Origin of the sequence: Bacillus sp. FJAT-27445 (assembly GCF_001510665.1) — a bacterium.
Taxonomy (GTDB): Bacteria; Bacillota; Bacilli; order Bacillales; family Cytobacillaceae; genus Bacillus_D.
Genome location: NZ_LMTI01000002.1, coordinates 231,815 through 257,635 on the forward strand (window position 1 = coordinate 231,815; position 25,821 = coordinate 257,635).

The window sequence follows — 25,821 nt, forward strand, 5'->3', positions numbered from 1 at the left end:
AGGAGCTGGATTACAAGAACTTGTTTCGAGTTATCCACAAAGTTCTATTTTATAATTTCCTTTGCTACAAAAAAAGGAACCTGAGGCAAGGATGCCCCGGTTCCCCCTTTTTTTATTTTATTCCCCGGCTTTCACCTTTTTACATTTCCTGTTCGATTTCAGGCGTTTCCTGTTTTAGGCTTTCAAACTGAATACCGACGATATGGATATTGACTTCCTCTGCTTCAAGGGCTGTCATATTCAGCAATGTCTGGCGGATATTGTCCTGCACTTTTTGTGCCACCGCAGGTATTGAAACGCCAAACTTCATCATGCAAAACACGTCAACCTTGATTCCAGTATCCGTTAATTCCACTTTAATTCCTTTGCCATGGTTTTTTTTGCCTAGGCGTTCAACGACACCCGTAGCAAAATTTCCTCTCATTGAGGCGACACCTTCAACCTCAGATGCTGCAATTCCGGCGATAACTTCAATAACCTCGGGCGCGATTTCCACTTTTCCATGGCCACCCATTCCTTCATTCATTTCCAAAACACCGTTTTCATACATTCCAGACACCTCCAGGTATATCTAGGATTTCATCACATCATACAATTCAAGGAACTTTGTATTGAATTCCCCGCCCACGAATTTCTCATGCTCGAGAAGCCTGAGGTGGAAAGGAATCGTTGTATGGATGCCCTCGATGACAAATTCAGAAAGAGCCCTTTTCATCCGGGCGATCGCTTCCTCACGAGTGCTTCCATACGTGATGACTTTTGCTATCATTGAATCATAATATGGGGGAATTGTATACCCCGGGTACGCGGCAGAGTCAACCCTTACGCCAATTCCACCAGGAGGAAGATACATTTTGATCTTTCCTGCAGAAGGCATGAAATTCTTTTCCGGATTTTCTGCATTGATACGGCATTCTATGGACCATCCGGTAAATGTGACATCCTCCTGGTTCATGGCAAGTTTGTCTCCGGAAGCCACGTTGATTTGCTCTTTAATAAGGTCTACCCCAGTAACCATTTCAGTAACCGGATGCTCTACCTGAATTCGCGTATTCATTTCCATGAAGTAAAATTTCCTGTCGCGGTAATCATAGATAAATTCTACAGTACCGGCGCCAGTATAATCAACGGCTTTCGCCGCTTTAACCGCGGCATTGCCCATTTCTTCACGCATTTCAGAATCAAGTGCGGGAGAAGGCGTTTCCTCAAGCAGTTTTTGAAGGCGCCGCTGTATGGAGCAGTCCCGCTCTCCTAGATGGATTGTGTTCCCAAACGAATCGGCAAGAATTTGTATTTCCACATGCCTGAAGTCCTCGATAAATTTTTCGAGATAGACCCCCGGATTCCCAAAGGCAGTCATTGCTTCCTGTTGGGTGATATTGATTCCTTTTATGAGGTCCTGTTCATCACGCGCAATCCGGATTCCCTTTCCTCCGCCGCCAGCGGTAGCCTTAATAATGACTGGGTATCCTATTTGGCCGGCAATTTCAATGGCCTCATCTACATCCTTAACAATTCCCGTCGAGCCTGGTACAATCGGAACTCCGGCTTCCCGCATCGTTTCACGTGCTACATCCTTCGTTCCCATCTTGCTGATCGCCTCCGGGCTTGGCCCGACAAAAATAATGTTGCATTCACGGCACAATTCAGCAAAGGCAGCATTTTCGGCCAAAAATCCATAGCCTGGATGAATGGCGTCACAGCCAGTAAGCTTTGCGACACTGATGATATTCGTAAAATTCAAGTAACTTTCTTTGGAAGAGGTAGGCCCGATGCAATAGGCTTCATCCGCGAGCTGTACATGGAGGGACTCCCGGTCTGCCTCGGAAAAGACGGCCACCGACTCGATGCCTAGATCTCGGCAGGCGCGGACAACCCTGACTGCGATTTCTCCTCTATTTGCTATTAACAGTTTTTTAATCATTCGGTTTAACGCTCCCCTGCCGCTTTTACTAGGAACAACGGCTGGCCATACTCAACAAGCTGTCCGTCCTTTACAAGTACTTCAACGATTTCCCCACTCACTTCGGCTTCAATTTCGTTGAACAGTTTCATTGCTTCAACTATACATACGATTGAATCGGGGCTTACCTTTGAACCTGGCTTGACATAGGCATCGGCATCCGGCGACGGGGATTGGTAAAACGTCCCGACCATCGGTGAAACAATTTTATGAAGGTCTGCATGATCCTTTTCGGCTGCTGATTCTTCCGGCTGGCTCGGTGCCTGTTGTGCAGGAGCAGCAGGTTGAACTTGGGCTGCTCGAGCTGCCTGGACTTGGACTGGCGCTGCCTGGACTGGCTGCTGCAGGACAGTAACCTCTTGGGCATGCTTTTTCATTTTAATTTTTGAACCTTCTGATTCATAAACGAATTCATCAATGCTTGACTGGTCTATAAGTTTAATTATTTCACGAATTTCCTGTACTTTTAACACAATTGCAGCACTCCTTAATAATTATGACTAGATATTAATACTATACGATAACACCTTGTAAAAATTCAATAACGAAACAAGGTCGCCATGGCCACCTTTCTATTGTAATCCTTTTTAATAAAAAAAGAAATTTCCGCCTCGTTCTTGTTGGCAAATAAAGAATATTCACCTTTATAACAAGATAGGATCAATTCATAAAAAACAATACGGTTGTTCAACAAAAAGTAGTTTAATCAATGTGTTGATTTGCGCTACAGGCACACGCTTTCCGCGGGGCGTCAGTGGAGCCTCCTCGGCGCTGGCGCCTGTGGGGTCTCCACCTTGCCGCTGCATCCCGCAGGACTCTGAATGGCTTCCCCGAATTCACCCACGCACGAAGAAAATGCGTAGCATTTTCGAGGAGTCGGTGCCCTCCGCTCCAATCAACATATAAGTTAGGCATTTTATCATAAACCAGCACTAATAGTGAAGAACCAACAATGCTTTAAACAAAATTAGTAATATTGATATTTAAAGCTTAAATCCAGACTGACCTTTTTTGAATATTCATGGAATATGAAACCATTCCGAGTTAAAAAGTTTATTTTCCGGTCCACATTAGGTTAATTCAAAAATAACGTTCGCGCGGAAACCTGGCTAGGCGCTCTTCGTAAATCCTCATATTATCCGTGCAAGGATTATGCTATCGAAGCCTATTCTTGAGGAGCTGAAACACATTAATTTATTTCGAGGTATCCTCAAAGTTCTATTTAATAATTTCATTTACAACAAGAAAAAGCCGTGATTTTACGGCCTTTTCTTTAAAAATAATAGGATTGTAATTTTTCATTTCCAAGGTTACCCGAAGTGTCAACTCTTCTATTTCGCGGTTTTGAACTCCACGGCTGTAATGGCCATCGACCCAATCTCTTTCCGGACCAGCTGGATGATTTCGTTCGCTGCCTGGGTTGAATGTCCGTCCTTCGTCTTAACTGTTACTCGCACATTCCCTCCGTCAGCCATGACAAGGGCGTCTTCGTACCCCATCGTCGATTTCAGCAATGTTTCGAGGACTTCTTCCTTATAGCCAATCTCTTTCAGCTCATCAATTTTATCATAGTACTCGCTTCTTTTGCTTTCAGGAAGATTGGTCGTGCCAACAAGTGCTTCCAGCTCTTCCTTCAATTCATTGCGATGGTCGTTCAACCTTAGGCGCAATGTTTCAAATCCTTCATCGGCGGATGCTTCCGTAATGACTGTTTTTCCATCCTTTTGGGCGGAAGTTCCCTGCTGTTTCGTTCCAGCTTCCTCTTTTGCCTTTTCACCAATGGCAGCAAATTCATTTTCACCCTGTGGCTCAGAGGTAATATAGTAAACAGATAAAACGATAACAAGGCTCAGCATCGTTAAAAGCCAAACGGTTTGTTTTTTCAGTAGCATTCTTATGATTCCCCCTTAATTTTTTTTGGCCATCACGGCAACCCTGTGGCTCGGTACCCCGAGTGCCCTCGTGACCGCTTCAATAATCCGTTTTTTTACCTCTATGTTATCCGCACCCCGGGCGACAACTAGTACGCCCCTGATTTCCGGTTTTTTTGTTTCAATGACAATGGGTTCTTCTTTTTCCCCGTTGCGGATAATGACAAGCTGTTCATCAACAGAGGCATCCTCTACTTCACGTGTTCCGCCATTGGGATCCCGCTCATTCGTCATTTGCCTTTTGGTAACTGTGTTCTTTTCAAGAACTTTGGATTCGGTTGAATCCAGGTTGACCATAACAGTCACTTCTCCCACACCCAGCATTTCCTCGAGTGCTTCCTTCAATTGGCTTTCATATGCACGCTCGTAATCGGTGGCGGTTGTTTTCCTTTTTTTTTGCCCAAAGGCGGCTATTTCTTGGCTGTCAGGTTCTGTGCTTGCCAGCAATGCAGCTTCACTATTTTCCCGGTCCGGCAAAAATAAATTCCCAATCAGCATAAAGCCGGCTCCGATACTGAGGACGAGAGCCATGTACTGATACTTCAATTTCCTTCCTTCCGGCTGTCCATCAGCAAGCTTGTTTTTTAACCATTCAATTGGGCTATGCTTATTTTTCACCACCCTTGTCATCCCCCTCCAATGGCAACCTCTAGTGCACTTTCAGGGACACTCCATTTTTCCGCTAAAAACGAGGTTACCGATTCCTGTACTTCTTCCCGGCCATTTTCCGCTACTGGAGAAGATGCCCTGATTACGACCGTTTCCACAACCTTGATTGGCTGGCCCGCTTCTTCCTGCTCTGTTAAGTGCACAGTTACGGTTTTAATAGAACTGGGTAAGCCCTGCCCGTCCGTATTTTCAGCATCTATTGTTACCCCGGCAATCCGGAAACCATATTGTTCCATCAACTCCTCCTCAGCGTCCTTTTTCAGTTGGACAGCCATTTGTTCTAAAATATATGCTTGCTGTGTCTCCTGTATTTCATTTTTCTTCATTTCTATTAAATTTTTACTATTTTCAATTTCACCCGCAGCTTCTATGGAGGGAATCGAGGCCATCGCATCTTCAAAATCACTTGATAGCAGCTTAAGGACAGGTCCTAGAAGAACAGCTATTAAAAGCAGGCCGGTCACAATCTTCGTGTATTTTTGCATTGCCGTATTGGGCAAAAGCATATCAACCACTGTCGCCAGCAAAATGAACATAATAATATTGGTAACCCATTCTATTAAAAACCCCAAGTTTCCGCCTCCTTTATCTCATCATCATCGTTATGTTGCCGGCTGCCACAATTACTGTGATGCATAGAAAGAACATAAGGGATACAATGCCGAGTGAGGCAAAAACATAAATGATGCTTTTTCCAATTATGTCAAGGCATGAGATGACAGGACCTCCTCCAAGAGGCTGCAGGATGGCGGCTGCAAATTTATAGATAAACGCTATCATAAGGATTTTAATAGCGGGAAAGGCGGCTATGATGAGCAGTATGGCAACCCCGGCTATTCCGACTGTATTTTTTAAAAGCACGGACGCGCCAATGACTGTATCCGCCGCGTCGGTAAAGGCCCTGCCAATGACAGGCACAAAGTTTCCGGTCACGAACTTTGCCGTCCTGATCGCAATCCCGTCCGTAATCGCGGAGGAAGCTCCCTGGACGGATAAAACGCCAAGGAAAACAGTCAGGAAGATACCTAAAAGCCCAATGCTCCAATTTCTTAGCAAGCTTGCGAGCTGGGTTACCTTATAGTGGTCTGACATGGCACTGACAATGCTGAGCAAGGCCGAGAGAAATAAAAGCGGAAGGACAATATGCTCAATGAGAACGCCGCTCATATTCATCAGGAAGAGGACAACGGGATGGAAGAATGCCGCCGATACGACTCCGCCGGATGAGGCTATCAAACCTAGCAAAAGGGGAATCAATGCCAGAATAAAGGACGTCATGGTCCGGATTGTTTCATTGGCAAACTCGATGACTATATGGAAGCTATTCAGCGCTATGATCACCAATACCATAAAGACAATTGAATAAGCCGCCTTGCTGATGGTGCTTTTTTCAAAGGAGTTTTGGAGCGATTGCAGAAACATACTGAATACAGTCAGCAGGATAAGGGAGCCAAGCAATTTCCCATTTGCAATGAACTCGTGGAAGGCAAACCTCATAAACCCTTTCGCCCAGTCCTTAAGAGAAAATTGTTTGTCACCTTTTAGGAAATCATATAGGCTTCCTTTTTGGCTTTCGGGCAAAAAACCTTCATACTTTTTAGATAAATCATTCCAAAAACCCATCAACTCGGAGACGTCCATTGATTTTAGCTGGGCCTCTACAAGTTCTTCGGAGAAAGGGGCGGAAGTTTCCGGTGACGCATTTACTTTCGGTAAAAATGCAAAAAAGAATAGCAGGAACACTACAGCAGCAAGGAAAGTAGAGTGCTTCATATATTTCCACCTCGGCAATACGGGACGTATTCGTCTAATTTGGTATTAGCTTGATGATGGTCTCAATCAGGACGGTCAAAATGGGGATGGCCATTGCAAGAATAATAATCTTCCCTCCGAGCTCGATTTTGGAGGCCATCGCTCCTTGCCCGGCATCCTTGGACACCTGCGCGGCAAATTCAGCAATATACGCTATCCCGATAATTTTTAGGATTGTCTCTACATAAATCAAATTAACCTTTGCGCTTGCGGCTAACCGTTCAATCATCGAAATAATTTCATAGATTTTATCCACTAGAAAAAGAAAAATTGTACAGCCGGTGAACAATATAAGGAGAAAGGCGAAATTGGGTTTTTGTTCCTTGAGAACCATCGCAAGGAACGTGGCTGTAAGGGATATGCCGACAATTTTTAGAATTTCAATGGGAAAACCCCTCCCCTCTACTGGAACAAGAAGACTGATTTGATTTTTTGAAAGAGGCCATCGACGATGACAGCCACCTGGAACAGGATATAGATAAACCCAAATAGGGTTACCCATTGGGCATATTCCTTTTTCCCTACTTGGTCAAGGACCGTATGCAAAAATGCGACGACGATGCCTACTCCGGCAATTTTAAAGATGATATCCACTTCCAATCCCATTCCAATCCCCCCTATATCAGTACAATGATGAGCAGCAGGCCAGACAGGAAGCCGAGGCTTTTCAACATCTTTTCGTATTTTGACTGCCTTTCCCTTGCTTCCGCCTCTTCCCTCTCGAGGTGGCTGAGCGTGAGCTGGATGTGCTTTTGCTGTGAGATACGATCATGGCGGCCGAGCGTTTCACCAAATTGGCTCATAATTTCCATTTCTCCTTGGCCGAGCGCTGTCAGTTTCCATACTTCCCGCAGGCTATCTTCCCAGGCATCCTTGACTGTGGTTTCCGTGAGGGCAAGCTTTGAACCAAACGACTCGAACAAAAATGATAATGGTTTGGGAAGCTGGGCCGAAAGCCTTCTTGCTGCTTCGTGCAAGGGTGTATGGCCATACATAATTTCCGCTTCAAGGGATTGAAGAGCCGCTTTTAGCTGGCGGAGCTGTTTTGGCCTTTCACTTAGGTGCCGGGATAATTCAAAGCCCGTCCAAGTTGTCGCTGACAAAATAAATAGGGCTCCTATTAATTTCACCATTTATGTCACCCTCACTTTTCCGGCAAGAGGGAGCCCTGCCTTATCAAGGATATGGCTGATTGTTCCGGGCCCTTCCGCTCTTCCAAGAACAATGTACCGATCGAAAATTTGGGATTGAATAATCCGTTCCAGTGTGGGCCTCTTCCTGATTTCTTCCATAGAACCACCGTGGACAGTCGTGATTATTTTAATTCCCGCATGAACCGCTTCATGGATTGCATCCGAGTCTTCCTTTCGGCCAATTTCATCCGCAATGATAACATCCGGGCTCATCGACCGAATCAGCATCATTATCCCCTCCGCTTTTGGACACGCGTCAAGCACATCGATTCTTTGGCCAAACGTTAGCTGTGGAATCCCTTTTACACAGCCGGCAATTTCGGATCGTTCATCCACGATACCTGCCTTTTTGGGGGCAATTGCGTTAGGTTCGCTTCCGCTAGACACGAGCCTTGCAATATCCCTGAGCAATGTTGTTTTGCCGGCTTGGGGAGGTCCGATAATAAGAGTGTGGAGCCAATTATTCCCTTCATATAAAAAGGGGATCAAAGGATGGGCAATTCCGATTTTTTCCCTTGCAATCCTGATATTGAATGACGAAACATCCCTGATGGCCCTAACTTTGCCGCTTTCAAGAATGACTTTTCCCGCTAGCCCGACCCTATGTCCTCCTGCAATTGTAATGTAGCCTCTCATTAACTCTTCATCCATGGCGTACAGGGAATGCTGGCTGATTTTTTGCAATAGAATGTCCGCATCTTCTTGCATTGTAATCAACGGGAGAAAGACCGGGGCTCCCCTTACGGTTACTTCGATTGGCCTATTGATCCTAATCCTGATTTCTTCGACCTTTTCTCTATCCGCAGAAGGGATACCTTCGATAGCATTCGCGACTGCAATCGGCAAAAACGCCTTGATAATATCCATTGGCATACAACCTCCCTAATGCTTGCACCATTGTTAAAATGTATGCCTGTACAGCCTCGATATGACTTGTTTCACTGTTTTCAGATAGAATGGTTCTAATGTCAACGGTCATTTTTTCACAAATGTTTCAGTAAACTGCAAATAGGAATGGGAACGAAAAACCGAAGGAGGCTGATCCAAGGTGCATTTTGAAAAACAAGGAGCTGTGGATGAGAAGAAAATCAGAGTCAAAGGAGAAGGTACTGTAACTACGAGGCCGGATAGTGCGACAGCAGTAGTTGGCGTTTCAACAGAGCAGATGGATTTGGTGGGAGGGCAGCAGCAAAATGCGCTGGCGGTTTCCAAGGTGATAAACTCTCTCCTGGGTCTCGGGATTCCAGCCGAAAATATCCGCACCTCCGACTACAGGATTGAATCGATGTATGATTACAAGGAGGGTACACAAATTTTTCGTGGTTATAAAATTACCCACCTTTTGCAGGTAAGGATAACAGATTTGGAGAAGGTCGGAATTGTGATTGATTCAGCAGTACAAAATGGGGCGAATTATGTTTCCGACATTCAATTTACATCCAGCAAACGGGATGCCTTTTATAAGGAAGCTCTAACACTCGCAGTAAAAAATGCATATGAAAAAGCCATGACTATTAGTAATGCACTGGGAGTAAGATTGAATCCCGTACCGCTATCAGTCATAGAAGGGAACGAATCTCCAAGGCCTTTTCAGGAATACCATACCTCCATGGTAAAAGGCATCTCTACAACTCAAATTCAGCCCGGCCAGCTCCTAGTCGAAGCTTACGTCACATCAGAATACCAATTCGAAACCGGGAGGTAAAACGAAAAAAAACCTCCCTCTTCGGTTAAAAATGTGAATGTTACTATGAATATAAATAGACAACAAGAAAAGGATTAAGCCCACTGGGAGCTTAATCCTTTAATCATACTTGCTTACAAGATTATAAAGTTCCATTTTTGTGATGGGACCCTGGATGTATTCGCGGATGACACCTTCTTTGTCGATAACGAAGGATTCAGGCTGCTTTAAGACTCCATACATCCTTGAAACTTTGGAATTGTAATCAAACAGGTAAGTGGACGAGCCAACATCGTGCTTTTCAATAAACTTTTTGACGCGGTCGCGTGTTTCGCCCCTGTCAATGATAAGTAATTCATACTTATCTCCATATTCTTTCGAAAAAGCCTCCAGCTCGGGGGCTTCATCCACGCATGGGACGCACCAGGTTGCAAAGTAGTTCAGGACCACAACCTTCCCCTTATAATCGGATAGGCTAGCCATCTTCCCATCCAGATTTTCAAGTTCGAACACTGGAGCAGGGTCGCCTTCCCTTGGAATATCCGATTTATTGGCCATGGTATAAGAGAAATATCCAAACATGCCAATAACCAGCAAAAGAACAGTTAACCTGATCATTCTTTTTTTCATCGGAGAGGAATTGGATGATTCGGCCGGCTCGGCTTCTTCCGCTTTTCCTTTGATTTCATCCTGGTTCATAGTATTTTCCTCCAAACAGTAATTGCCCGCTTCCCCCTTAAGTTATGTTCGGGTTAACCGGCACTTTCCCGGCCGGGGCTCATCCAGGCCGGGAAAAAGATCTTTATTTATCGTGGAGCTTTAGAAATTCGATTTCCTTTTTTAGGCTGCTTTGGCGCTTTCCAAGAACGACTAGATAGGAAAAGATCACAATCCAGGCTACTGAATAAGCTGCATACATGTATTCCATTTTGGTTTCCTCCTAATTTTCAATTGATTCTCTCAATTTTTCTTTATACTGGGCGACTTTTATTTTCATATTTTCAATGGTGACCCCTTTATTCAGCAAATACGCATAAAAGAAAGTCAGCGCTGTAATGGTTGCGAGCAGGGCGACCAGCATTGTGCTGTCAATCCCGCCGCCTTTCTGGCTAGGGCCTTCACCGAATACAATTGGGTGAAATTTGGAATTCCACCAGCGGATGGCAAACCAGACGATCGGCACATCGGCAAAACCGATAATTCCAAATACCGCTGCGAGGCGGGCTTTTTTGTCCCATACCCCGTCCATTTGGTGAATCATGATATAAGCCATATAGATGAACCATAAGACCAGGGTGGTCGTCAGGCGCGGCTCCCAGGCCCACCATGTATTCCATGAAGATTTTGCCCAAATCGGACCTGTAGTCAGGACAATCGTTGTAAAGACGACGCCGATTTCCGCCGAAATGAAGGCGTACGTATCGAAAATTCTCTTTCGTTTAAACAAGTACAAAATACTAAAAATGAATGTTACGAAAAATGCGAGAAACCCCGTCCACGCGGATGCTACGTGTATATAAAAGATTTTTTGAACGGCTCCCATTGTAATTTCAACCTTGGCATACATGAATATTAGATAAATTGCGGCAAGCATCGATACGACAGCACAGCCAAACAATATTTTAGTAACGGCCGGCTTTCCGGTGGACGCCTGGCTGGCTGGGTTGAGTGGAGCATGCTGCTTTTCGAGATTAGCACTCATCTCCTATACCTCCAATACATAGTCTATTAATAAAAAGCAAAGAACAAAGAAGATTACATCATACGCTCCAATCAATTGCATCCAGGCAATTGCTGTAGGGAGATTTTCCATGTTGGTCAGGATAATCTTTGTGGACTGGACCGCACCAATCAAAATCGGGCTGGTTATCGGGAACAGTAATAGCGGCAGAAGCATCTCGCTGCTCTTTGAATTCGCTGCCAGTGCCGCAAGGAATGTCCCGATTGCTATAAAACCGAAACTTCCGATAAAAAGGACGAGAACGAAATACGGGAAGCTGCCCATATATTTAAAATCAAAAAGAAGGAATAAAAACGGCAGCGCGACAATTTCAACAATAAGTATCATCACCAGGTTGGCCAACATTTTACCTAAATAAATACCCGATGCCTCAATTGGCGCAATCAGAAGGCTCTGCATCGTGTCGTTCCTCTGTTCAGAAATAAAAGACCTGTTCAGACCAAGAATTCCTGCGAAAACAATTATGACCCAGATGACTCCTGGAACTACAGCTTTTGTGAAATTGTTTTGCGGGTCGAAAGCAATACTGAATATTAAAATGACTAGCCCTGCAAAAATAAGCATGGTGGCAAGGACTTGTTTTGTTTTTAATTCCGATTTTAATTCCTTTGCTGCGATTAGGAGGGCAGGCCGGAAAATATTCATGAAACTCCCTCCACCTGGTATAAATACTTTTCATTCAAGGTATTGATCTTCCTATCCTTAAGCACAAAGTCATCGGCTATCTTTCCGTTTTTGATAATGATGATCCTGTCGCATATTTCCGCGGCCTGTTTGAAGTCATGGGTTACCATCAATGTGGTCCCGCCCCTTTTCTTCATTTCGAGGATGACATTGTTCAGAATGGAAATCGCTCCTTGGTCAAGCCCGGTGTGAGGTTCATCAAGGAGGAGGATTTCAGGTTGATGGATAATCGCCCTTGCAATTGCAATCCTTTGGACCATTCCCCTCGAAAAGTTTTTGACCGGCTCATTCAGGAAGAAAGATAAACCCACTTCCTTAACAAGTTGAATCGCTCTCTCTTCCGCATTTTTCAACCCGTATAGTTTCCCGAAGAAAACAAGGTTTTCAAGGGGAGAATAGTGGTCATAGAGCAGACTGGAGTGGGGGAGATACCCAAACAGCTTCTTGATCTCGGCCTGGTTCTTCTTCAATTCAAATCCGCCGATTTCCAACTGCCCTGTCGACGGTTTAACAAGAGTGGCGAGCACCTTTAAGAGCGTGCTTTTCCCTGCTCCGTTCGGACCAAGTATCCCAACTGTTTCCCCCTTATTAATGGAAAGGTCAATCCCCCTAAGGATCATCTTATTATCTGCCTGTTTTGTCAGTTTTTTTATCTTAATCACACAGAGACCCTCCCACTCCGCTTTTACTCTACAAACCTTCTTAATCCAATCTTAACTTTTACTAAATGTTGCTTATAAGCATCAATTTTCGCGTTATACTCATCTTCTGTCAGCAACCCATTCCCATAGGTCTCTTCCAGCTCCAAAATTTTGTCCATGATCGTATTTTGCTTTGCCATTAGGAGCTTGAATGCCTTTTCATCGGAGTCATTCTCAAGCTTTTCGGCCTCGGCGCGGTTTTTCATCCTAAAATAAGAGAAGTAGGATATACCGGCGATGAGAATAGCTGCAAGCACAATCATTAATATATGGGGATTAAAGGTTTTCAATGGTGACTGGTACCACATCCGCAGGTGTCCCGGATTATGGAATGCTGGCGATTGTTTGTTCACTACGCCTCCCTTTTCTGTACCGGTCCCTGTTTGCTTTGTTTCTCCCGTACTCGGCTGGATGTCCCTGTTGTAAATCATGGTAATCGCCTGGTCCGCGGGTACTCCTTCAATGCTATACCCAACATATTTCTGGTCTTCAAAATTAAACGATCCTTGGTTTGTCGCTTCTATTCCTTTGAATTCAATGCTGCCCATTCCTTCCGGGATCAGCACCTGCATCATCTGGACCGGATAGTCAAAAGCAAGGTTTATATCTTTTCCCGCGGGCATCTTGTAGCTGTAAGGAAGGACAATCGTCTGTCCTCCCGGAAGAGGATCCGTTGTAATGAATCCTTCCGGAGTTTGTTTCAGGGCAATCTTGCCGTCGAGGAAGTTTAGGCTCGTGCTGCCCTCCGGCAAGGTTACCTTCAAAACGGCCTCACTGTTGCCATCTCCCTTGTATTCCTCCGAATCTGTGTTGGTGTAGTTCACCATATTCATCATGTTCGTCGATCCATCTTCGGCGGGGCTGACAACGAGGTAATGCATATCGATCATGACTTTTGATTCGGCTGCCATACCTGTACCAGCCGGCGCCAGCAGGAGGAGGCCTAAGAGGAAAATCGTGATTTTCCTAATCACTTCCCTCCCCCCTTTTTCTTCTTCATGGAGGCTTCGATTTCCCTTTCAACCTCGGCCATTAATTCCTTGTCTACATTGCTTTCCGTTGTTTCTTCTTCATCACGCATGATTTTCGCAACCTGGCTTTCATATTGCTTCTTCAATTGCCGATAGTCGCTTTCAGAGAGTTTTTCCATTTTATATTCAAATTCAATTTCGTTAAGTGTTGTTAGTAATGCTTCCCTGGAGGCGGCATTTGTCTGGCTTTTCCTTGTATGGTCAAGAAATGTTTCCTCTTTAAACAAGGGCGCCAGTACCAAATAGAGGCAGCCGAGCACAAACACAGCGGTAAGGAGCATCGAGATGATTGAAATGCCTTCCATTCTGTTCACATCCTAAAGATACTTTTTTCGTTCCTCATCAATGATCGAAGAGAGAATTTCATTTTCCACTTCGTCCTGCCCGGTTGTTTCATCGAGTTGTTCGGAAGCCGGCCCTTTCTTTCCAACCCATTTCCGAATGACAAAGAACAATGCTGTTCCCGCTCCTCCGAGTGCTACAAACGGCAGCACCCACGCTGTAAGGCTGAACCCCTCTTTTTCCGGGGCAGTCAGGATTTCTTCCCCATAAATGCCAATGTAATATTTACGGATTTCATCTTTATCCATGCCTTTATTCATCATATCAACGAGGTCTTTTTTAAATTCAACAGTCAGGTTGCAGGTATTTGGGTCGCATTCAAAATGGTCCTGCCCACAGCCGCAAGTACATGAAAACTGAGAGGCAACTGCTTTAAATTCCTTCGACTTGTAATCAAATTCCTTTGCATGCGCGGGAAAACTGGCTCCATTTATGAAAAACAGGGCAAGAACGATTGCGATATATGCTTTGTACCGCATATTACGCCACCCCCTTGGATGTACCAGTATACCTTGGGGTAACTCCTTGGAACTTGCCATTCCAAACCGCAAACAATGAGCCAACGACAATTAGGAATGAACCGAACCACATCCAGGTCATCATTGGAATGACTTTAACGATGAAGGTTGCTCTACCGTCATCCTCCCAAGCACTGAGAATGATATAAAGGTCTTCCTTCGCACTGGAGATTAGAGCTACTTCGGAAGAAGGCTGGTCCCAGTTCCCGTAAAAAACTTTTTCCACTTCGTAGTTGCCAAGACGTTTTCCATTTTTGAAAATTGTCAGGTCAGCATAGACAATATCATTGATGCCTTCTGATTTTTGATCAAGTTTATCGTAGTTAATTCGGTAATCATCAATTTCGATAGATTCTCCTATCGGAACTGTTTTCATTGTTTCATGATCATAGTTTTGCGAGCCGATTATTCCCAGTGCTATGAAAGCAATACCCAAATGGACGATATACCCTCCATAACGGCGGCGATTCTTTGTCATCAGCCTGTAAAGCGCCACGGGAACATTTTCGCGGGTCATTTTCCTTCTCGCCTTTACTCCCCTGTAAAATTCAAGGTAGTGAGTAATAAGGAGCAGGATGATGACCCCATTACCGATTACAGCCCAGGCTTTTTGGATGCCGAGGACAACCATTAGAGCCATTGCGGCTACCGCAAGAATGGCAGGTATCAGGAAGTTTTTCTTAAGGTTTTTCAAAGATGACCTCTGCCATGCAAGGAGAGGGCATACGGCCATGACAAACATCATTGACAACAGGATTGGAGCCTGGACCGCATTGAAGAACGGGATTCCAACAGTTACCTTTGTGCCCCTTACTGCCTCCGATACGAGCGGGAAAATGGTTCCCCAGAATACGGCGAATGCAGATCCGACAAGCAACAGATTATTGATTAAGAACGAGCTTTCTTTTGAAACAAACGAATTGAATTCGCCTGCGCTCCGCTTTATTAGATTGTAACGGCTCATCAGGACATACATCGCGCCAATTACAGCCACTCCCATGAAAATCAGGAAATATAAACCCAGATTCGAGTTTGCGAAAGCATGGACTGAGGTAAGGACGCCGCTTCGCACAAGGAAGGTTCCAAAGAGAGTGAGAGCATAAGAGATTATGATTAAGCTAACATTCCATACCTTCAGCATGTTCTTGCGTTCCTGAATCATAACGGAATGCAGGAATGCGGTGGCAGTCAGCCATGGCATAAAGGATGCGTTTTCAACTGGATCCCATGCCCAGTAACCGCCCCAGCCAAGCTCTACATAAGCCCACTGGCCGCCAAAAATATTGCCGAGGCTTAAGAATAGCCAGGCTATGATGGTCCATCTTCTTGTCATCTTAATCCAGAAATCATCCATGTTTTTTAAAATTAGTGCGGCCATCGCAAATGCGAATGGTACGGCGAGGCCAACATAGCCTAGATAAAGTGTAACAGGGTGAATCACCATCCCCGGATTTTGAAGCATAGGGTTCAGGCCTTTTCCTTCAATTGGGATTTCAGCCAATAGCGTGAATGGCTTTGCTACAAATCCAAGAATAAGGAAGAAGAATACCGCATTGCCCATAAGGATGGACAGGATGTAAGGAATCATTGGATTCCCTTTCATCTTCCTCGAGAAAATAATCATGACAATGTAAAGTGTCAGGAAGAACGTCCATAACAGAAGCGAACCAGAATTCCCTGCCCATAATGCAGTCAGTTTATAAATGATGGGAAGTTCGCTGCTTGTATAATCGTTGACATATTCATATTGGAACTGGGATGTAGCAAGTAAATAGAATAGGGTAATCATTGCAAGGGAGGCGCTAATAAAAACACCTAGTGAAGCGCCTTTTCCGCTGTTGACCAGCCTTTGGCTTTTTACGGCAATCCCGTAGGTGGTTACTAGCAGTGCGTATACAGCCAGTGCCAGACCAACATAAATTGTAGCGTTAGCGAATAAATACATTTGTCGTCACCTTCTTTAGTTTTTGCCTTTATTCATTGCCGGAAGGCTCTTTCTTTAACTTATCTTTATGCTTATCGGGGTCATAGTCTTTCATGTCTTCGCCTTCATATTTGGATGGGCACCTTGTTTTGACAGTTTCGGCGACGAATGTATCTTTTTCTATCGGGGCCCCCTGCAGGATGGTAATTACCCCTTCCGAAAAGTTGTCGGGTTTAACGCCGTTATGGACTACGTGCATGATGTTTCCTTCATTGTCCTTGACATCAAATTTCAGCTCGATTTTATCTGCATTCCATTTAATTGATTCCTCAATCAGTAAGCCTTCTACTGTTACAAAATCATTTTTATGCTTCTGTTGGTTTGCGAGAAGCTCCTTCATGGTCAGTTCCACTCCGCTTGAACCAGGTGTTGCCGCCATGAGCAGAAATACAATTGCCCCAGCGATAATAAAACCGCCTAGCATAACAATCGTGTTTTTTTTCATTTTCCTTCTCCCCCTAAATTAATTTTTTCACCTGTTCATCATATGTTTCCTGGTCGATCTTACCGTTTAACAGCTTTCTGCGGAGTTCCTTGATTTCATCTGCATGCGATGGATTCATTCTTTGCTTCTGATCCGAAGAATTTTTACCTTTATTCTTTTTAGGGGTTGCTGATGTTTTTCGATTTTCAGCCTTGTTCCTTAGCCCGAAGAAAATTAGCATCGCGGCAATGATGATGGATGCGCCGATGATGACTCCACCAGCTGCGCCGATAATTGGGCGGTTTTGTTTTTCTCCACCATTGCCGCCACTGTTTGCGGCAACCTGGTCCGTTGCTGTTGAGCCGGTATGATTTTCATCATTCGGCGCTTTGTTCTTGTCAATCATTGAAAGTGTGGAGTCATTTCCTTCTTTTTTATAGGAAACCTTGTAGTTGAAAGAACTCCCTTTCTTTGCATCCTTTTGCTGGTAAAATGCGATTTGTTCCCCGTATTCACTTTTCTGAGTACTTGATGGCTTGGGATCCATTGAAATCTCTGAAGATTTTAATGGTGCATAGATGATGACGTCCATTGTTTCAATGTCTGCAGGGGCCGTATACTCATAGGTGAAATTTTTTGTACCTTTCACTTCGATAGGGTTGGAGTAATATTCGACAACGAATTTATAGACTTCATCCTTCTTAATTGGATTCTCGGGGGTAAAAGAAATGACCCCTTTTTCTTTATCAACCTCGAAAGGCCGTTGAACTTCCGGTTTGTCGTCACTTGGAAATTCAGCTACTAGATAAACCTGGAAGTTTTTTTCATTGGCAGGAACAGGAACTTCTACTTTGCCGGTATAATCTTGGCCGCTCTTGTTTGTAATGGTTCCATATAGCCCTACCAAAAGGGATGGCTCTTCTTTCGGCCAGTTTTCAGGATAATCGAATTCAGGCATCACTTGGATCTGCAATTCTTTGTAGGGAAATTGCCCTGGGTCAAAATTCACTTCCGCATTTGCACCAGGAGCTCCGATAATCAAACCGGAAGATGTGATTAATAAAAATGCCATTAGTTTTTTCAGCATGACAGTCCTCCTCGATAAGTGAAAACACATGACTAGAACGTACTACTTTTCACTATAGTCCTCTTTGGAATAAATATAATCGACAGCGCACCCCAATTGTTGAGGGACTCTTGAACATTTTGTTAAAGGGTAGAAAACGTTGCGGTTTGGACAAAAAAACATCATAAATTGTTCACATCTTAAAAGCTTTCTATTTACTAGTGAAAAAAACAGGTAGAAAGAACTATTCATCACGGAAAAAATGGAGCCCTTGTGAAACCTTTAACAATAAGAATGCCACGTTTCTCTCTTGACCCCAGCCAGGGCGAGTGGTGCTAGTTGAAGTTTCCATATTGTTACTACATGATAACTATAAAGCCTATCCTTTTTTACCAGTAATAGTGTTTTTGACTATTTTGTTACACTTAGGCAACCTTGGCTGATATCCTTTCGATTTTCCATATCCCGTTGAGCTGCAACTCCCTTATAATCAAGATAAAAGGTGGGGTAACGTTGAAAAAGTATCTAATCCTATTCATTGTTCTCCTGGTTTTAGGCTGTAGCGCTAACAACTATCAAACGGTTTCGGTTGACGAAGCGATGAACATGATAGTAAAAAACGATGTAAAGATTCTGGATGTAAGAACACCTGAGGAGTACAATGGCGGGCATATCCCAGGCGCCCAACTAATTCCCTTGCAAGTCCTTGATGGGCTATCTGAAAATCTCGACAAAGACGAAAAATATATTATCGTCTGTAGAAGCGGAAACCGGTCCCAGCAGGCAAGCGAACTTCTTGCGGCAAAGGGTTTCAAGGTTATCAATATGTCTGGCGGTATGAATGCCTGGACCGGGGAAATTGAATATAAATAAAAAAATCCCTGTCTGCATTGAATGCAGGCAGGGGTTCCTTATTCTCCTTTTTCAAGGGATCTGATATATGAAACGACATCGGTAATATCTTTTTTACTAAGTTGCCGGACACCTTCAGTACCTTTTAGCGATGGTGCCATTCTCGTGTCTTCCCGCCCATATGCAGTATTGATCCAGATTTGCTCATCGGTGTTGTACTTTAAGTATCCAGGATTTGCAAGGGCTGTCCCCATTTTTACTTTTCCCGCGCCCCGTTCGCCGTGGCATTGGATACAGGCACGCTGGTAGATTTTTTCTCCATTTTCCACGTTTCCGGAAATTTTATCGGGGACATCGAATTTAATTTTCTTTTTTTGCCAATTCCTAATAAACGCGACGACATTTTTCAATTGCTCCTCGCTAAGCCTTGGCCCATACGCAGGCATTGCCGCTTCAGGACGTCCGAACTCAATATAGTGGGTTAGGTCCTGGTCGCTTACAGAACTTAAAAATATCTGGCTGTTGATAGAGGTCCCCGCGTTTTTGCCCTCTCCTTTTCCTGTATCGCCGTGGCAGATCAAACATTGCTGTTGATAGACTTTTTCTCCTGCCTGGACAGCCTTGTAATTCTTTCCTTTTAAGCCATTTGTCGTGATAAAAACTGTTACCCCGATAATAGCGATTAACAAGTAAAAACTAATTAATACTTTTTTCTTCATGACAGCACCTTTACTCCGGCCCTTTAATTGGTGATATGGCCAAAGCCCCTTATCCTTAATTCTATCTTTTTCTTGGATGGTCTGAGACAGACTAAGATATGCCTTTGCTCTTTTTTTGAGAGGGCTACAGACAGTTAAACTGTCTTTTGTAGCCAACCTTCCTGCATCGCAAAAGCGGCTGCCTGAGCCCGGTTATTCATGTGGAGTTTCTCCATGATGTTCCGGATATGGTTCTTAACTGTATTTTCAGAGATGAAGAGAGTACAAGCTATTTGGCGGTTTGTCATTCCTTTTGTAACCTCTAAGAGGATTTCCTTTTCTCTCTTGGTGAGCAAATTATTTTTCGCCCCCATCTTTCCTGCTGCAAAATTATTTTCCAGCCTGATGATATTATCAATGATGTTTCTTGCGATTGGGCCGGAAATGACATACTCGCCCCGATTTGCCATATGGATAAAGGCAATAAGTTCATTTGGCAGCAAACTTTTCAACAAGTACCCCCTCGCCCCGTTTCTTAGTGCATCGAGAAGGTCTTGCTCTTCATCATTAACGGACAGCACGAGGATATTGCTTTCGGGCAGTTCTTCAATCAGCTTTTTCATCGCCGCAATTCCATCCTCTGTTGGCATATTTACATCCATCAGGATGACATTCGGTTTTAGATCTTTGGCCAACTCTAATGCTTCGCAGCCATTGCGTGCTTGCCCGACCAGTTCCAGGGAAGCTTCCTCCCTCAGAATACTTTCAAGCCCTTTCAGGAACATAAAATTCACGTCGACAATCAATACTTTTAGTTTTTCCATAAGGCAAAGAGCCTCCCTCATCCTGGGTGTAACGGAAGTTTCGCAATCTGGCTGTCCCGAGCCAGGCCATTAACCGCATTTCCCTAGTAATTACTATTAATTAGTTTCATTGTAGTCCCCCTTACCTATACTGACTAGTTACCCAAAGGGGTTTTAAGAAATTGTTCATAATTAGAGAGAAAAATCTTCACAATATCTTCATAAGTTTGTGCTTTGTCGGCCTTCGAAAATAGAAATCCATCTATCGTGATCTCCAATAGATTATCGTTTTCTGGCTTGGGACCAAATAAAATTCATCAAAAAAACCCGGCTTCCGCTTGATTCGCAGAGCCGGGTTTTCTATTTTTGAAAATCTAATGTAATTAATTAAGCGCGTGATACATAGCTGCCATCGGTCGTGTTGATAATCAGGCGGTCACCCTGGTTAACAAAGAATGGCACATGGACAACCAAGCCGGTTTCAACAGTTGCAGGCTTGGAGCCGCCGGAAGCAGTGTCTCCTTTGATGCCTGGTTCTGTTTCTGTTACCTCTAGTTCAACCGTATTTGGAAGTTCAACTCCCAATGTTTCCCCATGGTACATCATGATAGAGACTTCCATATTTTCCTTAAGGAATTTCAATTCGTATTCAATCGCGCTGGCTGGCAGCTCGATTTGCTCATAGGATTCATTATCCATAAAAATGTGCTGGTCGCCGCTTGCATATAGATATTGCATCCTGCGGTTGTCAATTTGTGCCTTTCCAACTTTTTCTCCAGCACGGAATGTTTTTTCATTCACGTTGCCTGTGCGAAGATTTCGTAGCTTGGAACGGACAAAAGCCGCGCCTTTACCCGGCTTGACATGCTGGAAATCCATAACGCGCCAAATACCGCCGTCTACCTCGATTGTAAGTCCTGTACGGAAGTCGTTAACTGAAATCATGTGTGTTCCTCCTAGTTCCTTAAAGAATAATCAATTCCTTCGTTGAGTGGGTGAGCGATTCATTGTGGTCAAGGGTAATGACCGTATCATCCTCGATACGTACGCCGCCTAGGCCAGGAATATAGATGCCTGGTTCAACGGTCACAACCATCCCCGGTTCGAGAACCGTTTCGGAAATCCTTGATAACGATGGCCCCTCATGGACCTCCAGCCCAATCCCGTGGCCAGTTGAATGCCCAAAATATTCACCATATCCCTTTTCGGCAATAAGGTTGCGAGTCAATGCATCCGCTTCCTTCCCGGTCATTCCAGGCTTGATGCCAGCCATGCCCCGCAGCTGCGCTTCAAGGACAATATCGTAAATATCCCGTAATTTCTGGTCAGCAGCACCAACAGAAACAGTCCTGGTAATATCGGATACGTACCCCTTATAATAGGCGCCATAATCAAGAGTTACAAAATCTCCTGCTTCGATTACTTTTTCGCTTGCGACTCCGTGCGGCAAAGCCGAACGGTAACCTGATGCGACAATGATATCAAAGGAAGAGCTCGAGGCTCCTGCCTTCCGCATGAAAAATTCAAGTTCATTTGAAACTTCCAGTTCCGTCTTGCCCGGGCGAATAAACTCCAAGATATGAGTAAATGCAGCATCGGCAATGCCCGCTGCTTCCTTTAATATCTTAATCTCTGCATCCGTCTTTATCAAGCGCAACTTTTCGATTGCGCCATCAACAGGAACAAGCTCGCCTTCAAAAACCTTTTCATACGATTTGTACAACCCATATGTAACGTGATTTTGCTCAAATCCAAGCTTTGCTATCCCCAGCAGCTTTGCCTGATGGGCGACTTCTTCCTGCATCGTCCCATTGTGGCGTACGACCTCGAAACCTTCGCATTGCTTTGAAGCCTGCTCTACATACCTGAAATCCGTAATGAACAGAGCTTTATCTGCACTGATTAGGACAGTCCCTGCGGAACCTGTGAAATTGGACATATACCTTCGGTTAAATCCGCTTGTAATCAGCATTCCATCAATTCCTAATTTGCCAAACTCATTCCTCAGTTTCTCCACTTTTACCATTATAGTTCCCTCTCCTTTTCCATGTCCAACAGGGCAAAAAATGCAAGCTCATATCCTTTTAATCCGAGGCCGCTGATTTGTCCCCTGCAAACTGCGGCTGTGACGGAAGTATGCCTGAAATTTTCCCGTGCATAGATATTCGAAATATGTACTTCGATAACAGGCACATGAATTCCTGCAATTGCATCCCGTATCGCATAACTATAATGCGTATAAGCGCCGGGATTAAAAATAACCCCTGCAAAACCCGCTTCATCTGCTTCCTGAAGCCAGTCGACAAGGGTACCTTCATGATTCGATTGCCTGCACTCCACTTCCGCACCGTGTGTGGCAGCAAGTTGGGCAACGGAGGCTTCTACATCCTTTAAAGTTCCCTGGCCATACACCCCGGGTTCCCGTTTGCCAAGCATATTCAAATTTGGACCATTCAACAATAATATTTTTTTCATTTCCCGATATCCCCATATCTTATGGTATGCCTTACGTGTCAGCAGTTATTTTTCTAAACCATTTTACCATACTCCCCCTCAATCTCCTACTCGGATACATTCAAGTTTCCTCTACGGTTTTTATAGTCATAGGAAATAGAATACCCAATAAAAACTCCATAAAGGATGAACAGGCATATTGATGTGTACATGGTATTTTGGTCTAATCTGCCAAAAGGAGAAATACCGGGAAACATTGGATTAAGCAATAAAAACACCAGAAGGAATAAAACGATTCCATACCCGATTCCAGAAAGAATGCCGCCTGTTTTCTTTAATAAGGCTGAATAAATGAAGGCTGTTCCAATCGAAATTAACGCAATTAGGACAATGGCAACGAGCGTACCGAGCCATCCGTTTTTCCAGGAACCAAGTGCCCATGGCCCAAGTACCGCCCTAGGGCTTATTTTTGTAAAATGAAAGTAATAGCCAACCTGGCCTATAAAGCTCCAGAACAAGCCTCCCCAAAGCCCGGTAAGCAATACAAGCTTCGCAAATCCCCTTTCTCCGGCAAGCTCTTTATTGGCAGTACAGCTGTTTTTTTCCATAATCACCAATCCTTTTGAACGAGATAGTTGCAGTCAGGATTAGTATGTGCGTTTATTTATTTTTCCTTCCCTTGAGGATATTTTTGTAATGGTAGAGAAATTAAGTCTAATGTAGAGGTTTTCACAATTTTCTAGTAGAATAAATGTAAGTACATCCAGCCTATGCTGTTTGTGCAACTTCAAGATTAGGTTGGTGTAATGTATGGCAAATGGAAACAAACCAATTTACGGGGGCCAGGCAGTGGTGGAAGGTGTCATGTTTGGCGGAAAGCATCATTATGTTACCGCAGTAAGGCGGAAGGATGAGTCTGTAGACTATTTCCGGCTGCCGAGAAAAACACACCCGTTTGTCGCTTTCTTAAAGAAAATTCCTTTTGTGCGCGGGATTGCGGCAATTATCGAAGCGAGTGCGAACGGCTCCAAACATCTGAATTTTTCTACCGAACGCTTTGATATAGATCCAAAGGATGACGAAACGATTGATCAGCAGGAAACCTCAAAACTAGCTATGTATCTGGGAGTTGCAGCAATCGGCGTTATCTCGTTTTTATTCGGGAAATTCATTTTCACGCTTATACCCGCTTCCCTGGCCCATCTGGCAACGCCAATCTTTCCGGGCCACACATCACAGGTTCTCCTTGAAGGTCTAATCAAACTGATCTTTCTGCTCGCATATATATATATTGTATCGCTTACTCCGCTTGTAAGAAGGGTATTCCAATATCACGGGGCCGAGCATAAAGTAATAAATTGCTATGAAAATGGGCTGGAACTGACAGTGAAGAATGTCCAGTCAAGTTCCCGTCTCCATTACCGATGTGGTTCAAGTTTTATTTTGTTTACAGTGATTGTCGGAGTCTTTGTTTACATGTTTGTCCCGGCTGAACCTTTATGGGTACGCCTTTTAAACCGGCTCGCGCTCATCCCAGTTGTGCTTGGGATATCTTTTGAAGTCCTTCAGCTGACGAATAAACTTCGCGATGTGCCTGTCCTCAAATGGCTCGGTCTCCCTGGGCTTTGGCTGCAGCTCCTGACAACAAAAGAACCTGATGACAGCCAGGCGGAAATTGCCATTCTCTCGTTTAAAGAACTTTTAAAAATGGAAAAGGATAGTGAGGAACAAAGAAAAGCGCAAGCGCTCGTTTAGCGCCGTATGGACTGGAGGGCCCCGATGGAGATTAAGGAAACACGATAAGCGTAAGCGAATCGATGTTGACTTATCGTAGCGAGGGGACCGAAGTACACTAGGCGCTGGGCGGTGGAGCTAGACAAATATATAATAAGACAGAAGAAATTGTCTAAATTCCTTTTGGCGTGTGTTTAAAATTGGGGGAATATGCTTATGATGCTCTTAGGGAGGTGGCTATCTTGAAAAAACGGAAATCCGTTCTTTTTATAGGCGCACTTATACTTCTTGCGGGAATCGGCATAATAGGGTCGCTTATAGACAATCCTGCTGGTTTTATCCAACGAATAGCAATAGTTGCCCTTATCAGTTTTGTACTATATTTAATTTTTCGCCGATTTACTGGAGCCGGCCCAGGCAAGAAAGAGCAACGGGCATTCCTCAAGGCTGCCAGGGAATCCAGAAAACGGAACGGACATAAAAATGACTCGGCTGGGCGAAATGTCGTCCACGGCTCACTCGCCTCATTGAGGAAGCCGAAAAAGAAAGCAACGGCTCACTTGACAGTAATAGAAGGCAAAAAAGGCAAAAAGAAAAACCGGGCTTCCTTTTAGGGAGACCGGTTTTCTTTTTCTTAAAGTTAATAACTCCATTTTCGAAAAAAGAGCTCGGCACATTGCTGCCCATGCCTTATCAGCTTTTCCTTTTTCTCATTTGTAAGTTGGAACTCGGTAGAGACTACTCCCGCAGTTGGGATAAAAATAATGTTTTTTGCGTGTTTCCTAGAGATATACCTAGCATCATGGGCGTCCTTCATTGTTTCAAAGAGCGCCTCAAACAACTGGATTGCATTTTTGATTTTGTGTTTTGGATTGTTATCAGGCTCATGGCTTAACTGAATTCCCAAAACTGGCCTCACCTTTTTCACATTCTCGTGGTCAAACAGCCACATCGGAAAGTTGCTTAGCACCCCTCCATCTACGACAATGTTCTTCCCCCCCGCTGTTGGAAGCTTTACCGGTTCAAAAAAATAGGGAATGCTGCAGCTCATCCTTACAGCCTTGGCAACAGGAAATTCTGCAGGTGAAATCCCATATTTATGGAGGTCGTCAGGGAGGATAATCATCGTACCGTTTGTTAAGTCGGAAGCAACTACCCGGAGCGCATCAGACGGAAGGTCGCCAAACGTTCTGAGGCCTTTTAAAGCAAGTTTTTGTGCAAGCCACTGCTCAAGCGCTTCTCCTTTATATAATCCCATTTTCCAATATAAGAGCAGCCATTTTGTTACGGGGCCGGGAACGAGCAGCTTTCTGGAGTCCAAAAATTTGGCCGGATTTAGTTCGTCGAGCAATCCAAGCATTTCACTGCTTGAATAGCCCGCGGAAATTAGGCTGGCGATGATAGAGCCTGCGCTTGTCCCGGCTACCCTGCAAAACCTGAAGCCCCTCCTTTCGATTGCTTCATAGGCGCCAGCCAGTGCAAAGCCTTTAATGCCTCCGCCAGAAAAAACACCATCAATCAGCATGGAAGCCACTCC

Annotated in this window: 33 protein-coding genes; 4 read left to right on the top strand and 29 right to left on the bottom strand. The window is 44.3% G+C overall.

Annotated features, from left to right (window positions below):
* Positions 1–139 precede the first annotated feature (139 nt).
* The 11 genes from AR337_RS05795 to spoIIIAA form a co-directional block, all read right to left on the bottom strand.
* Positions 140–550 (bottom strand): Asp23/Gls24 family envelope stress response protein, encoded by a 411-nt coding sequence (locus AR337_RS05795; RefSeq protein WP_059171082.1) that lies wholly within the window; start codon positions 548–550, stop codon positions 140–142.
* A gap of 21 nt (positions 551–571) precedes the next feature.
* A complete protein-coding gene (gene accC / locus AR337_RS05800) occupies positions 572–1,924 on the bottom strand; it encodes an acetyl-CoA carboxylase biotin carboxylase subunit (RefSeq protein WP_059171083.1) in 1,353 nt (450 codons plus the stop codon).
* A gap of 5 nt (positions 1,925–1,929) precedes the next feature.
* Complete coding sequence (gene accB, locus AR337_RS05805; RefSeq protein ID WP_059171084.1) at positions 1,930–2,436, bottom strand: acetyl-CoA carboxylase biotin carboxyl carrier protein; 507 nt, start codon at positions 2,434–2,436, stop codon at positions 1,930–1,932.
* Between the two features lie 858 nt (positions 2,437–3,294).
* Positions 3,295–3,855, bottom strand: coding sequence for a SpoIIIAH-like family protein (locus AR337_RS05810; RefSeq protein ID WP_059171085.1), 561 nt, complete (start codon positions 3,853–3,855; stop codon positions 3,295–3,297).
* A 15-nt stretch (positions 3,856–3,870) separates the two neighbouring features.
* A complete protein-coding gene (gene spoIIIAG, locus AR337_RS05815) occupies positions 3,871–4,515 on the bottom strand; it encodes a stage III sporulation protein AG (RefSeq protein WP_367576251.1) in 645 nt (214 codons plus the stop codon).
* A gap of 5 nt (positions 4,516–4,520) precedes the next feature.
* On the bottom strand, positions 4,521–5,135 hold the full coding sequence (gene spoIIIAF / locus AR337_RS05820; protein WP_059171086.1) for a stage III sporulation protein AF: 615 nt from the start codon (positions 5,133–5,135) through the stop codon (positions 4,521–4,523).
* Positions 5,136–5,148: 13 nt separating this feature from the next.
* Entirely contained in the window at positions 5,149–6,336 is a 1,188-nt protein-coding gene (gene spoIIIAE / locus AR337_RS05825; RefSeq protein WP_156424324.1) for a stage III sporulation protein AE, read from the bottom strand.
* Between the two features lie 34 nt (positions 6,337–6,370).
* Positions 6,371–6,754: a stage III sporulation protein AD gene (gene spoIIIAD / locus AR337_RS05830; protein ID WP_301335713.1), complete on the bottom strand. Its 384-nt coding sequence runs from the start codon at positions 6,752–6,754 to the stop codon at positions 6,371–6,373.
* A gap of 23 nt (positions 6,755–6,777) precedes the next feature.
* Positions 6,778–6,981: a stage III sporulation protein AC gene (gene spoIIIAC / locus AR337_RS05835; RefSeq protein ID WP_053367087.1), complete on the bottom strand. Its 204-nt coding sequence runs from the start codon at positions 6,979–6,981 to the stop codon at positions 6,778–6,780.
* A gap of 11 nt (positions 6,982–6,992) precedes the next feature.
* Positions 6,993–7,508: a stage III sporulation protein SpoIIIAB gene (gene spoIIIAB / locus AR337_RS05840; protein WP_059171089.1), complete on the bottom strand. Its 516-nt coding sequence runs from the start codon at positions 7,506–7,508 to the stop codon at positions 6,993–6,995.
* A complete protein-coding gene (spoIIIAA, locus tag AR337_RS05845) occupies positions 7,509–8,435 on the bottom strand; it encodes a stage III sporulation protein AA (RefSeq protein ID WP_059171090.1) in 927 nt (308 codons plus the stop codon).
* A gap of 181 nt (positions 8,436–8,616) precedes the next feature.
* Between spoIIIAA and AR337_RS05850 the strand changes: the two genes are divergently transcribed.
* Positions 8,617–9,273 carry an SIMPL domain-containing protein gene (locus AR337_RS05850; RefSeq protein WP_059171091.1) on the top strand — a complete coding sequence of 219 codons (657 nt, stop codon included), beginning with the start codon at positions 8,617–8,619 and terminating at the stop codon, positions 9,271–9,273.
* A gap of 99 nt (positions 9,274–9,372) precedes the next feature.
* Here the strand turns inward: AR337_RS05850 and AR337_RS05855 are convergent, their stop codons facing one another.
* From AR337_RS05855 to AR337_RS05900, 11 genes are all read right to left on the bottom strand, one after another.
* Positions 9,373–9,951: a TlpA disulfide reductase family protein gene (locus AR337_RS05855; protein WP_253701533.1), complete on the bottom strand. Its 579-nt coding sequence runs from the start codon at positions 9,949–9,951 to the stop codon at positions 9,373–9,375.
* A 103-nt stretch (positions 9,952–10,054) separates the two neighbouring features.
* Positions 10,055–10,180 carry a CcmD family protein gene (locus AR337_RS22620; protein WP_082686868.1) on the bottom strand — a complete coding sequence of 42 codons (126 nt, stop codon included), beginning with the start codon at positions 10,178–10,180 and terminating at the stop codon, positions 10,055–10,057.
* A 12-nt stretch (positions 10,181–10,192) separates the two neighbouring features.
* Positions 10,193–10,954, bottom strand: coding sequence for a cytochrome c biogenesis protein (locus AR337_RS05860; protein WP_082686869.1), 762 nt, complete (start codon positions 10,952–10,954; stop codon positions 10,193–10,195).
* A gap of 3 nt (positions 10,955–10,957) precedes the next feature.
* Positions 10,958–11,638, bottom strand: a complete 681-nt coding sequence (locus AR337_RS05865; RefSeq protein ID WP_059171092.1) for a heme exporter protein CcmB — start codon at positions 11,636–11,638, stop codon at positions 10,958–10,960.
* Positions 11,635–12,339, bottom strand: coding sequence for a heme ABC exporter ATP-binding protein CcmA (gene ccmA / locus AR337_RS05870; protein WP_059171093.1), 705 nt, complete (start codon positions 12,337–12,339; stop codon positions 11,635–11,637). Before ccmA ends, AR337_RS05865 begins: the two co-directional genes overlap by 4 nt.
* 23 nt (positions 12,340–12,362) lie before the next feature.
* The gene (locus AR337_RS05875; protein WP_059171094.1) at positions 12,363–13,352 is read right to left on the bottom strand and encodes a hypothetical protein; all 990 of its coding nucleotides are present in this window, start codon (positions 13,350–13,352) and stop codon (positions 12,363–12,365) included.
* Positions 13,349–13,714: a hypothetical protein gene (locus AR337_RS05880; RefSeq protein WP_059171095.1), complete on the bottom strand. Its 366-nt coding sequence runs from the start codon at positions 13,712–13,714 to the stop codon at positions 13,349–13,351. The genes AR337_RS05875 and AR337_RS05880 overlap by 4 nt, the downstream gene beginning before the upstream one ends.
* Positions 13,715–13,726: 12 nt before the next feature.
* On the bottom strand, positions 13,727–14,230 hold the full coding sequence (locus tag AR337_RS05885; protein ID WP_059171096.1) for a cytochrome c-type biogenesis protein: 504 nt from the start codon (positions 14,228–14,230) through the stop codon (positions 13,727–13,729).
* Position 14,231: 1 nt separating this feature from the next.
* Positions 14,232–16,214: a heme lyase CcmF/NrfE family subunit gene (locus tag AR337_RS05890; RefSeq protein ID WP_059171097.1), complete on the bottom strand. Its 1,983-nt coding sequence runs from the start codon at positions 16,212–16,214 to the stop codon at positions 14,232–14,234.
* 28 nt (positions 16,215–16,242) lie between these two features.
* Entirely contained in the window at positions 16,243–16,698 is a 456-nt protein-coding gene (locus AR337_RS05895) for a cytochrome c maturation protein CcmE (protein WP_059171098.1), read from the bottom strand.
* Between the two features lie 13 nt (positions 16,699–16,711).
* Positions 16,712–17,764: a hypothetical protein gene (locus tag AR337_RS05900; protein WP_059171099.1), complete on the bottom strand. Its 1,053-nt coding sequence runs from the start codon at positions 17,762–17,764 to the stop codon at positions 16,712–16,714.
* A 492-nt stretch (positions 17,765–18,256) separates the two neighbouring features.
* On the opposite strand from AR337_RS05900, the gene AR337_RS05905 reads away from it, so the two are divergent.
* Positions 18,257–18,616, top strand: coding sequence for a rhodanese-like domain-containing protein (locus AR337_RS05905; protein ID WP_059171100.1), 360 nt, complete (start codon positions 18,257–18,259; stop codon positions 18,614–18,616).
* Between the two features lie 38 nt (positions 18,617–18,654).
* Here the strand turns inward: AR337_RS05905 and AR337_RS05910 are convergent, their stop codons facing one another.
* The 6 genes from AR337_RS05910 to AR337_RS05935 form a co-directional block, all read right to left on the bottom strand.
* Positions 18,655–19,314 carry a c-type cytochrome gene (locus AR337_RS05910; protein ID WP_059171565.1) on the bottom strand — a complete coding sequence of 220 codons (660 nt, stop codon included), beginning with the start codon at positions 19,312–19,314 and terminating at the stop codon, positions 18,655–18,657.
* 134 nt (positions 19,315–19,448) lie between these two features.
* Positions 19,449–20,117, bottom strand: coding sequence for a response regulator transcription factor (locus tag AR337_RS05915; protein ID WP_059171101.1), 669 nt, complete (start codon positions 20,115–20,117; stop codon positions 19,449–19,451).
* Between the two features lie 366 nt (positions 20,118–20,483).
* Positions 20,484–21,041, bottom strand: coding sequence for an elongation factor P (gene efp, locus AR337_RS05920; RefSeq protein WP_059171102.1), 558 nt, complete (start codon positions 21,039–21,041; stop codon positions 20,484–20,486).
* Positions 21,042–21,060: 19 nt separating this feature from the next.
* The gene (locus AR337_RS05925) at positions 21,061–22,122 is read right to left on the bottom strand and encodes a Xaa-Pro peptidase family protein (RefSeq protein WP_059171103.1); all 1,062 of its coding nucleotides are present in this window, start codon (positions 22,120–22,122) and stop codon (positions 21,061–21,063) included.
* A complete protein-coding gene (gene aroQ, locus AR337_RS05930; protein WP_059171104.1) occupies positions 22,122–22,571 on the bottom strand; it encodes a type II 3-dehydroquinate dehydratase in 450 nt (149 codons plus the stop codon). The genes AR337_RS05925 and aroQ overlap by 1 nt, the downstream gene beginning before the upstream one ends.
* Before the next feature lie 86 nt (positions 22,572–22,657).
* Positions 22,658–23,158, bottom strand: a complete 501-nt coding sequence (locus tag AR337_RS05935) for a YqhR family membrane protein (protein WP_059171105.1) — start codon at positions 23,156–23,158, stop codon at positions 22,658–22,660.
* Between the two features lie 202 nt (positions 23,159–23,360).
* Here AR337_RS05935 and AR337_RS05940 point away from each other — a divergent pair, with 202 nt between their 5' ends.
* Positions 23,361–24,305: a DUF1385 domain-containing protein gene (locus AR337_RS05940; RefSeq protein ID WP_059171106.1), complete on the top strand. Its 945-nt coding sequence runs from the start codon at positions 23,361–23,363 to the stop codon at positions 24,303–24,305.
* Positions 24,306–24,517: 212 nt separating this feature from the next.
* Positions 24,518–24,898: an SA1362 family protein gene (locus tag AR337_RS05945; RefSeq protein WP_253701535.1), complete on the top strand. Its 381-nt coding sequence runs from the start codon at positions 24,518–24,520 to the stop codon at positions 24,896–24,898.
* Between the two features lie 26 nt (positions 24,899–24,924).
* On the opposite strand, the gene AR337_RS05950 is transcribed toward AR337_RS05945, so the two are convergent.
* Positions 24,925–25,809, bottom strand: a complete 885-nt coding sequence (locus AR337_RS05950; protein ID WP_059171108.1) for a patatin-like phospholipase family protein — start codon at positions 25,807–25,809, stop codon at positions 24,925–24,927.
* Positions 25,810–25,821: the final 12 nt, after the last annotated feature.

Excerpts from the sequence above, each read along its gene's own strand:
- AR337_RS05795 (WP_059171082.1), bottom strand. The coding sequence starts at position 550 with ATGTATGAAAACGGTGTTTTGGAAATGAATGAAGGAATGGGTGGCCAT.
- AR337_RS05880 (WP_059171095.1), bottom strand. The coding sequence starts at position 13,714 with ATGGAAGGCATTTCAATCATCTCGATGCTCCTTACCGCTGTGTTTGTG.
- AR337_RS05915 (WP_059171101.1), bottom strand. The coding sequence starts at position 20,117 with ATGGAAAAACTAAAAGTATTGATTGTCGACGTGAATTTTATGTTCCTG.
- efp (WP_059171102.1), bottom strand. The coding sequence starts at position 21,041 with ATGATTTCAGTTAACGACTTCCGTACAGGACTTACAATCGAGGTAGAC.
- AR337_RS05860 (WP_082686869.1), bottom strand. The coding sequence starts at position 10,954 with ATGAGTGCTAATCTCGAAAAGCAGCATGCTCCACTCAACCCAGCCAGC.
- AR337_RS05950 (WP_059171108.1), bottom strand. The coding sequence starts at position 25,809 with ATGCTGATTGATGGTGTTTTTTCTGGCGGAGGCATTAAAGGCTTTGCA.
- AR337_RS22620 (WP_082686868.1), bottom strand. The coding sequence starts at position 10,180 with ATGGAATACATGTATGCAGCTTATTCAGTAGCCTGGATTGTGATCTTT.
- AR337_RS05895 (WP_059171098.1), bottom strand. The coding sequence starts at position 16,698 with ATGAAAAAAAACACGATTGTTATGCTAGGCGGTTTTATTATCGCTGGG.
- AR337_RS05885 (WP_059171096.1), bottom strand. The coding sequence starts at position 14,230 with ATGCGGTACAAAGCATATATCGCAATCGTTCTTGCCCTGTTTTTCATA.
- aroQ (WP_059171104.1), bottom strand. The coding sequence starts at position 22,571 with ATGAAAAAAATATTATTGTTGAATGGTCCAAATTTGAATATGCTTGGC.
- spoIIIAC (WP_053367087.1), bottom strand. The coding sequence starts at position 6,981 with ATGGGATTGGAAGTGGATATCATCTTTAAAATTGCCGGAGTAGGCATC.
- spoIIIAB (WP_059171089.1), bottom strand. The coding sequence starts at position 7,508 with ATGGTGAAATTAATAGGAGCCCTATTTATTTTGTCAGCGACAACTTGG.
- spoIIIAA (WP_059171090.1), bottom strand. The coding sequence starts at position 8,435 with ATGGATATTATCAAGGCGTTTTTGCCGATTGCAGTCGCGAATGCTATC.
- AR337_RS05810 (WP_059171085.1), bottom strand. The coding sequence starts at position 3,855 with ATGCTACTGAAAAAACAAACCGTTTGGCTTTTAACGATGCTGAGCCTT.
- spoIIIAE (WP_156424324.1), bottom strand. The coding sequence starts at position 6,336 with ATGAAGCACTCTACTTTCCTTGCTGCTGTAGTGTTCCTGCTATTCTTT.
- AR337_RS05925 (WP_059171103.1), bottom strand. The coding sequence starts at position 22,122 with ATGGTAAAAGTGGAGAAACTGAGGAATGAGTTTGGCAAATTAGGAATT.
- AR337_RS05910 (WP_059171565.1), bottom strand. The coding sequence starts at position 19,314 with ATGAAGAAAAAAGTATTAATTAGTTTTTACTTGTTAATCGCTATTATC.
- AR337_RS05900 (WP_059171099.1), bottom strand. The coding sequence starts at position 17,764 with ATGCTGAAAAAACTAATGGCATTTTTATTAATCACATCTTCCGGTTTG.
- AR337_RS05935 (WP_059171105.1), bottom strand. The coding sequence starts at position 23,158 with ATGGAAAAAAACAGCTGTACTGCCAATAAAGAGCTTGCCGGAGAAAGG.
- AR337_RS05940 (WP_059171106.1), top strand. The coding sequence starts at position 23,361 with ATGGCAAATGGAAACAAACCAATTTACGGGGGCCAGGCAGTGGTGGAA.
- AR337_RS05890 (WP_059171097.1), bottom strand. The coding sequence starts at position 16,214 with ATGTATTTATTCGCTAACGCTACAATTTATGTTGGTCTGGCACTGGCT.
- AR337_RS05865 (WP_059171092.1), bottom strand. The coding sequence starts at position 11,638 with ATGAATATTTTCCGGCCTGCCCTCCTAATCGCAGCAAAGGAATTAAAA.
- AR337_RS05855 (WP_253701533.1), bottom strand. The coding sequence starts at position 9,951 with ATGAACCAGGATGAAATCAAAGGAAAAGCGGAAGAAGCCGAGCCGGCC.
- accC (WP_059171083.1), bottom strand. The coding sequence starts at position 1,924 with ATGATTAAAAAACTGTTAATAGCAAATAGAGGAGAAATCGCAGTCAGG.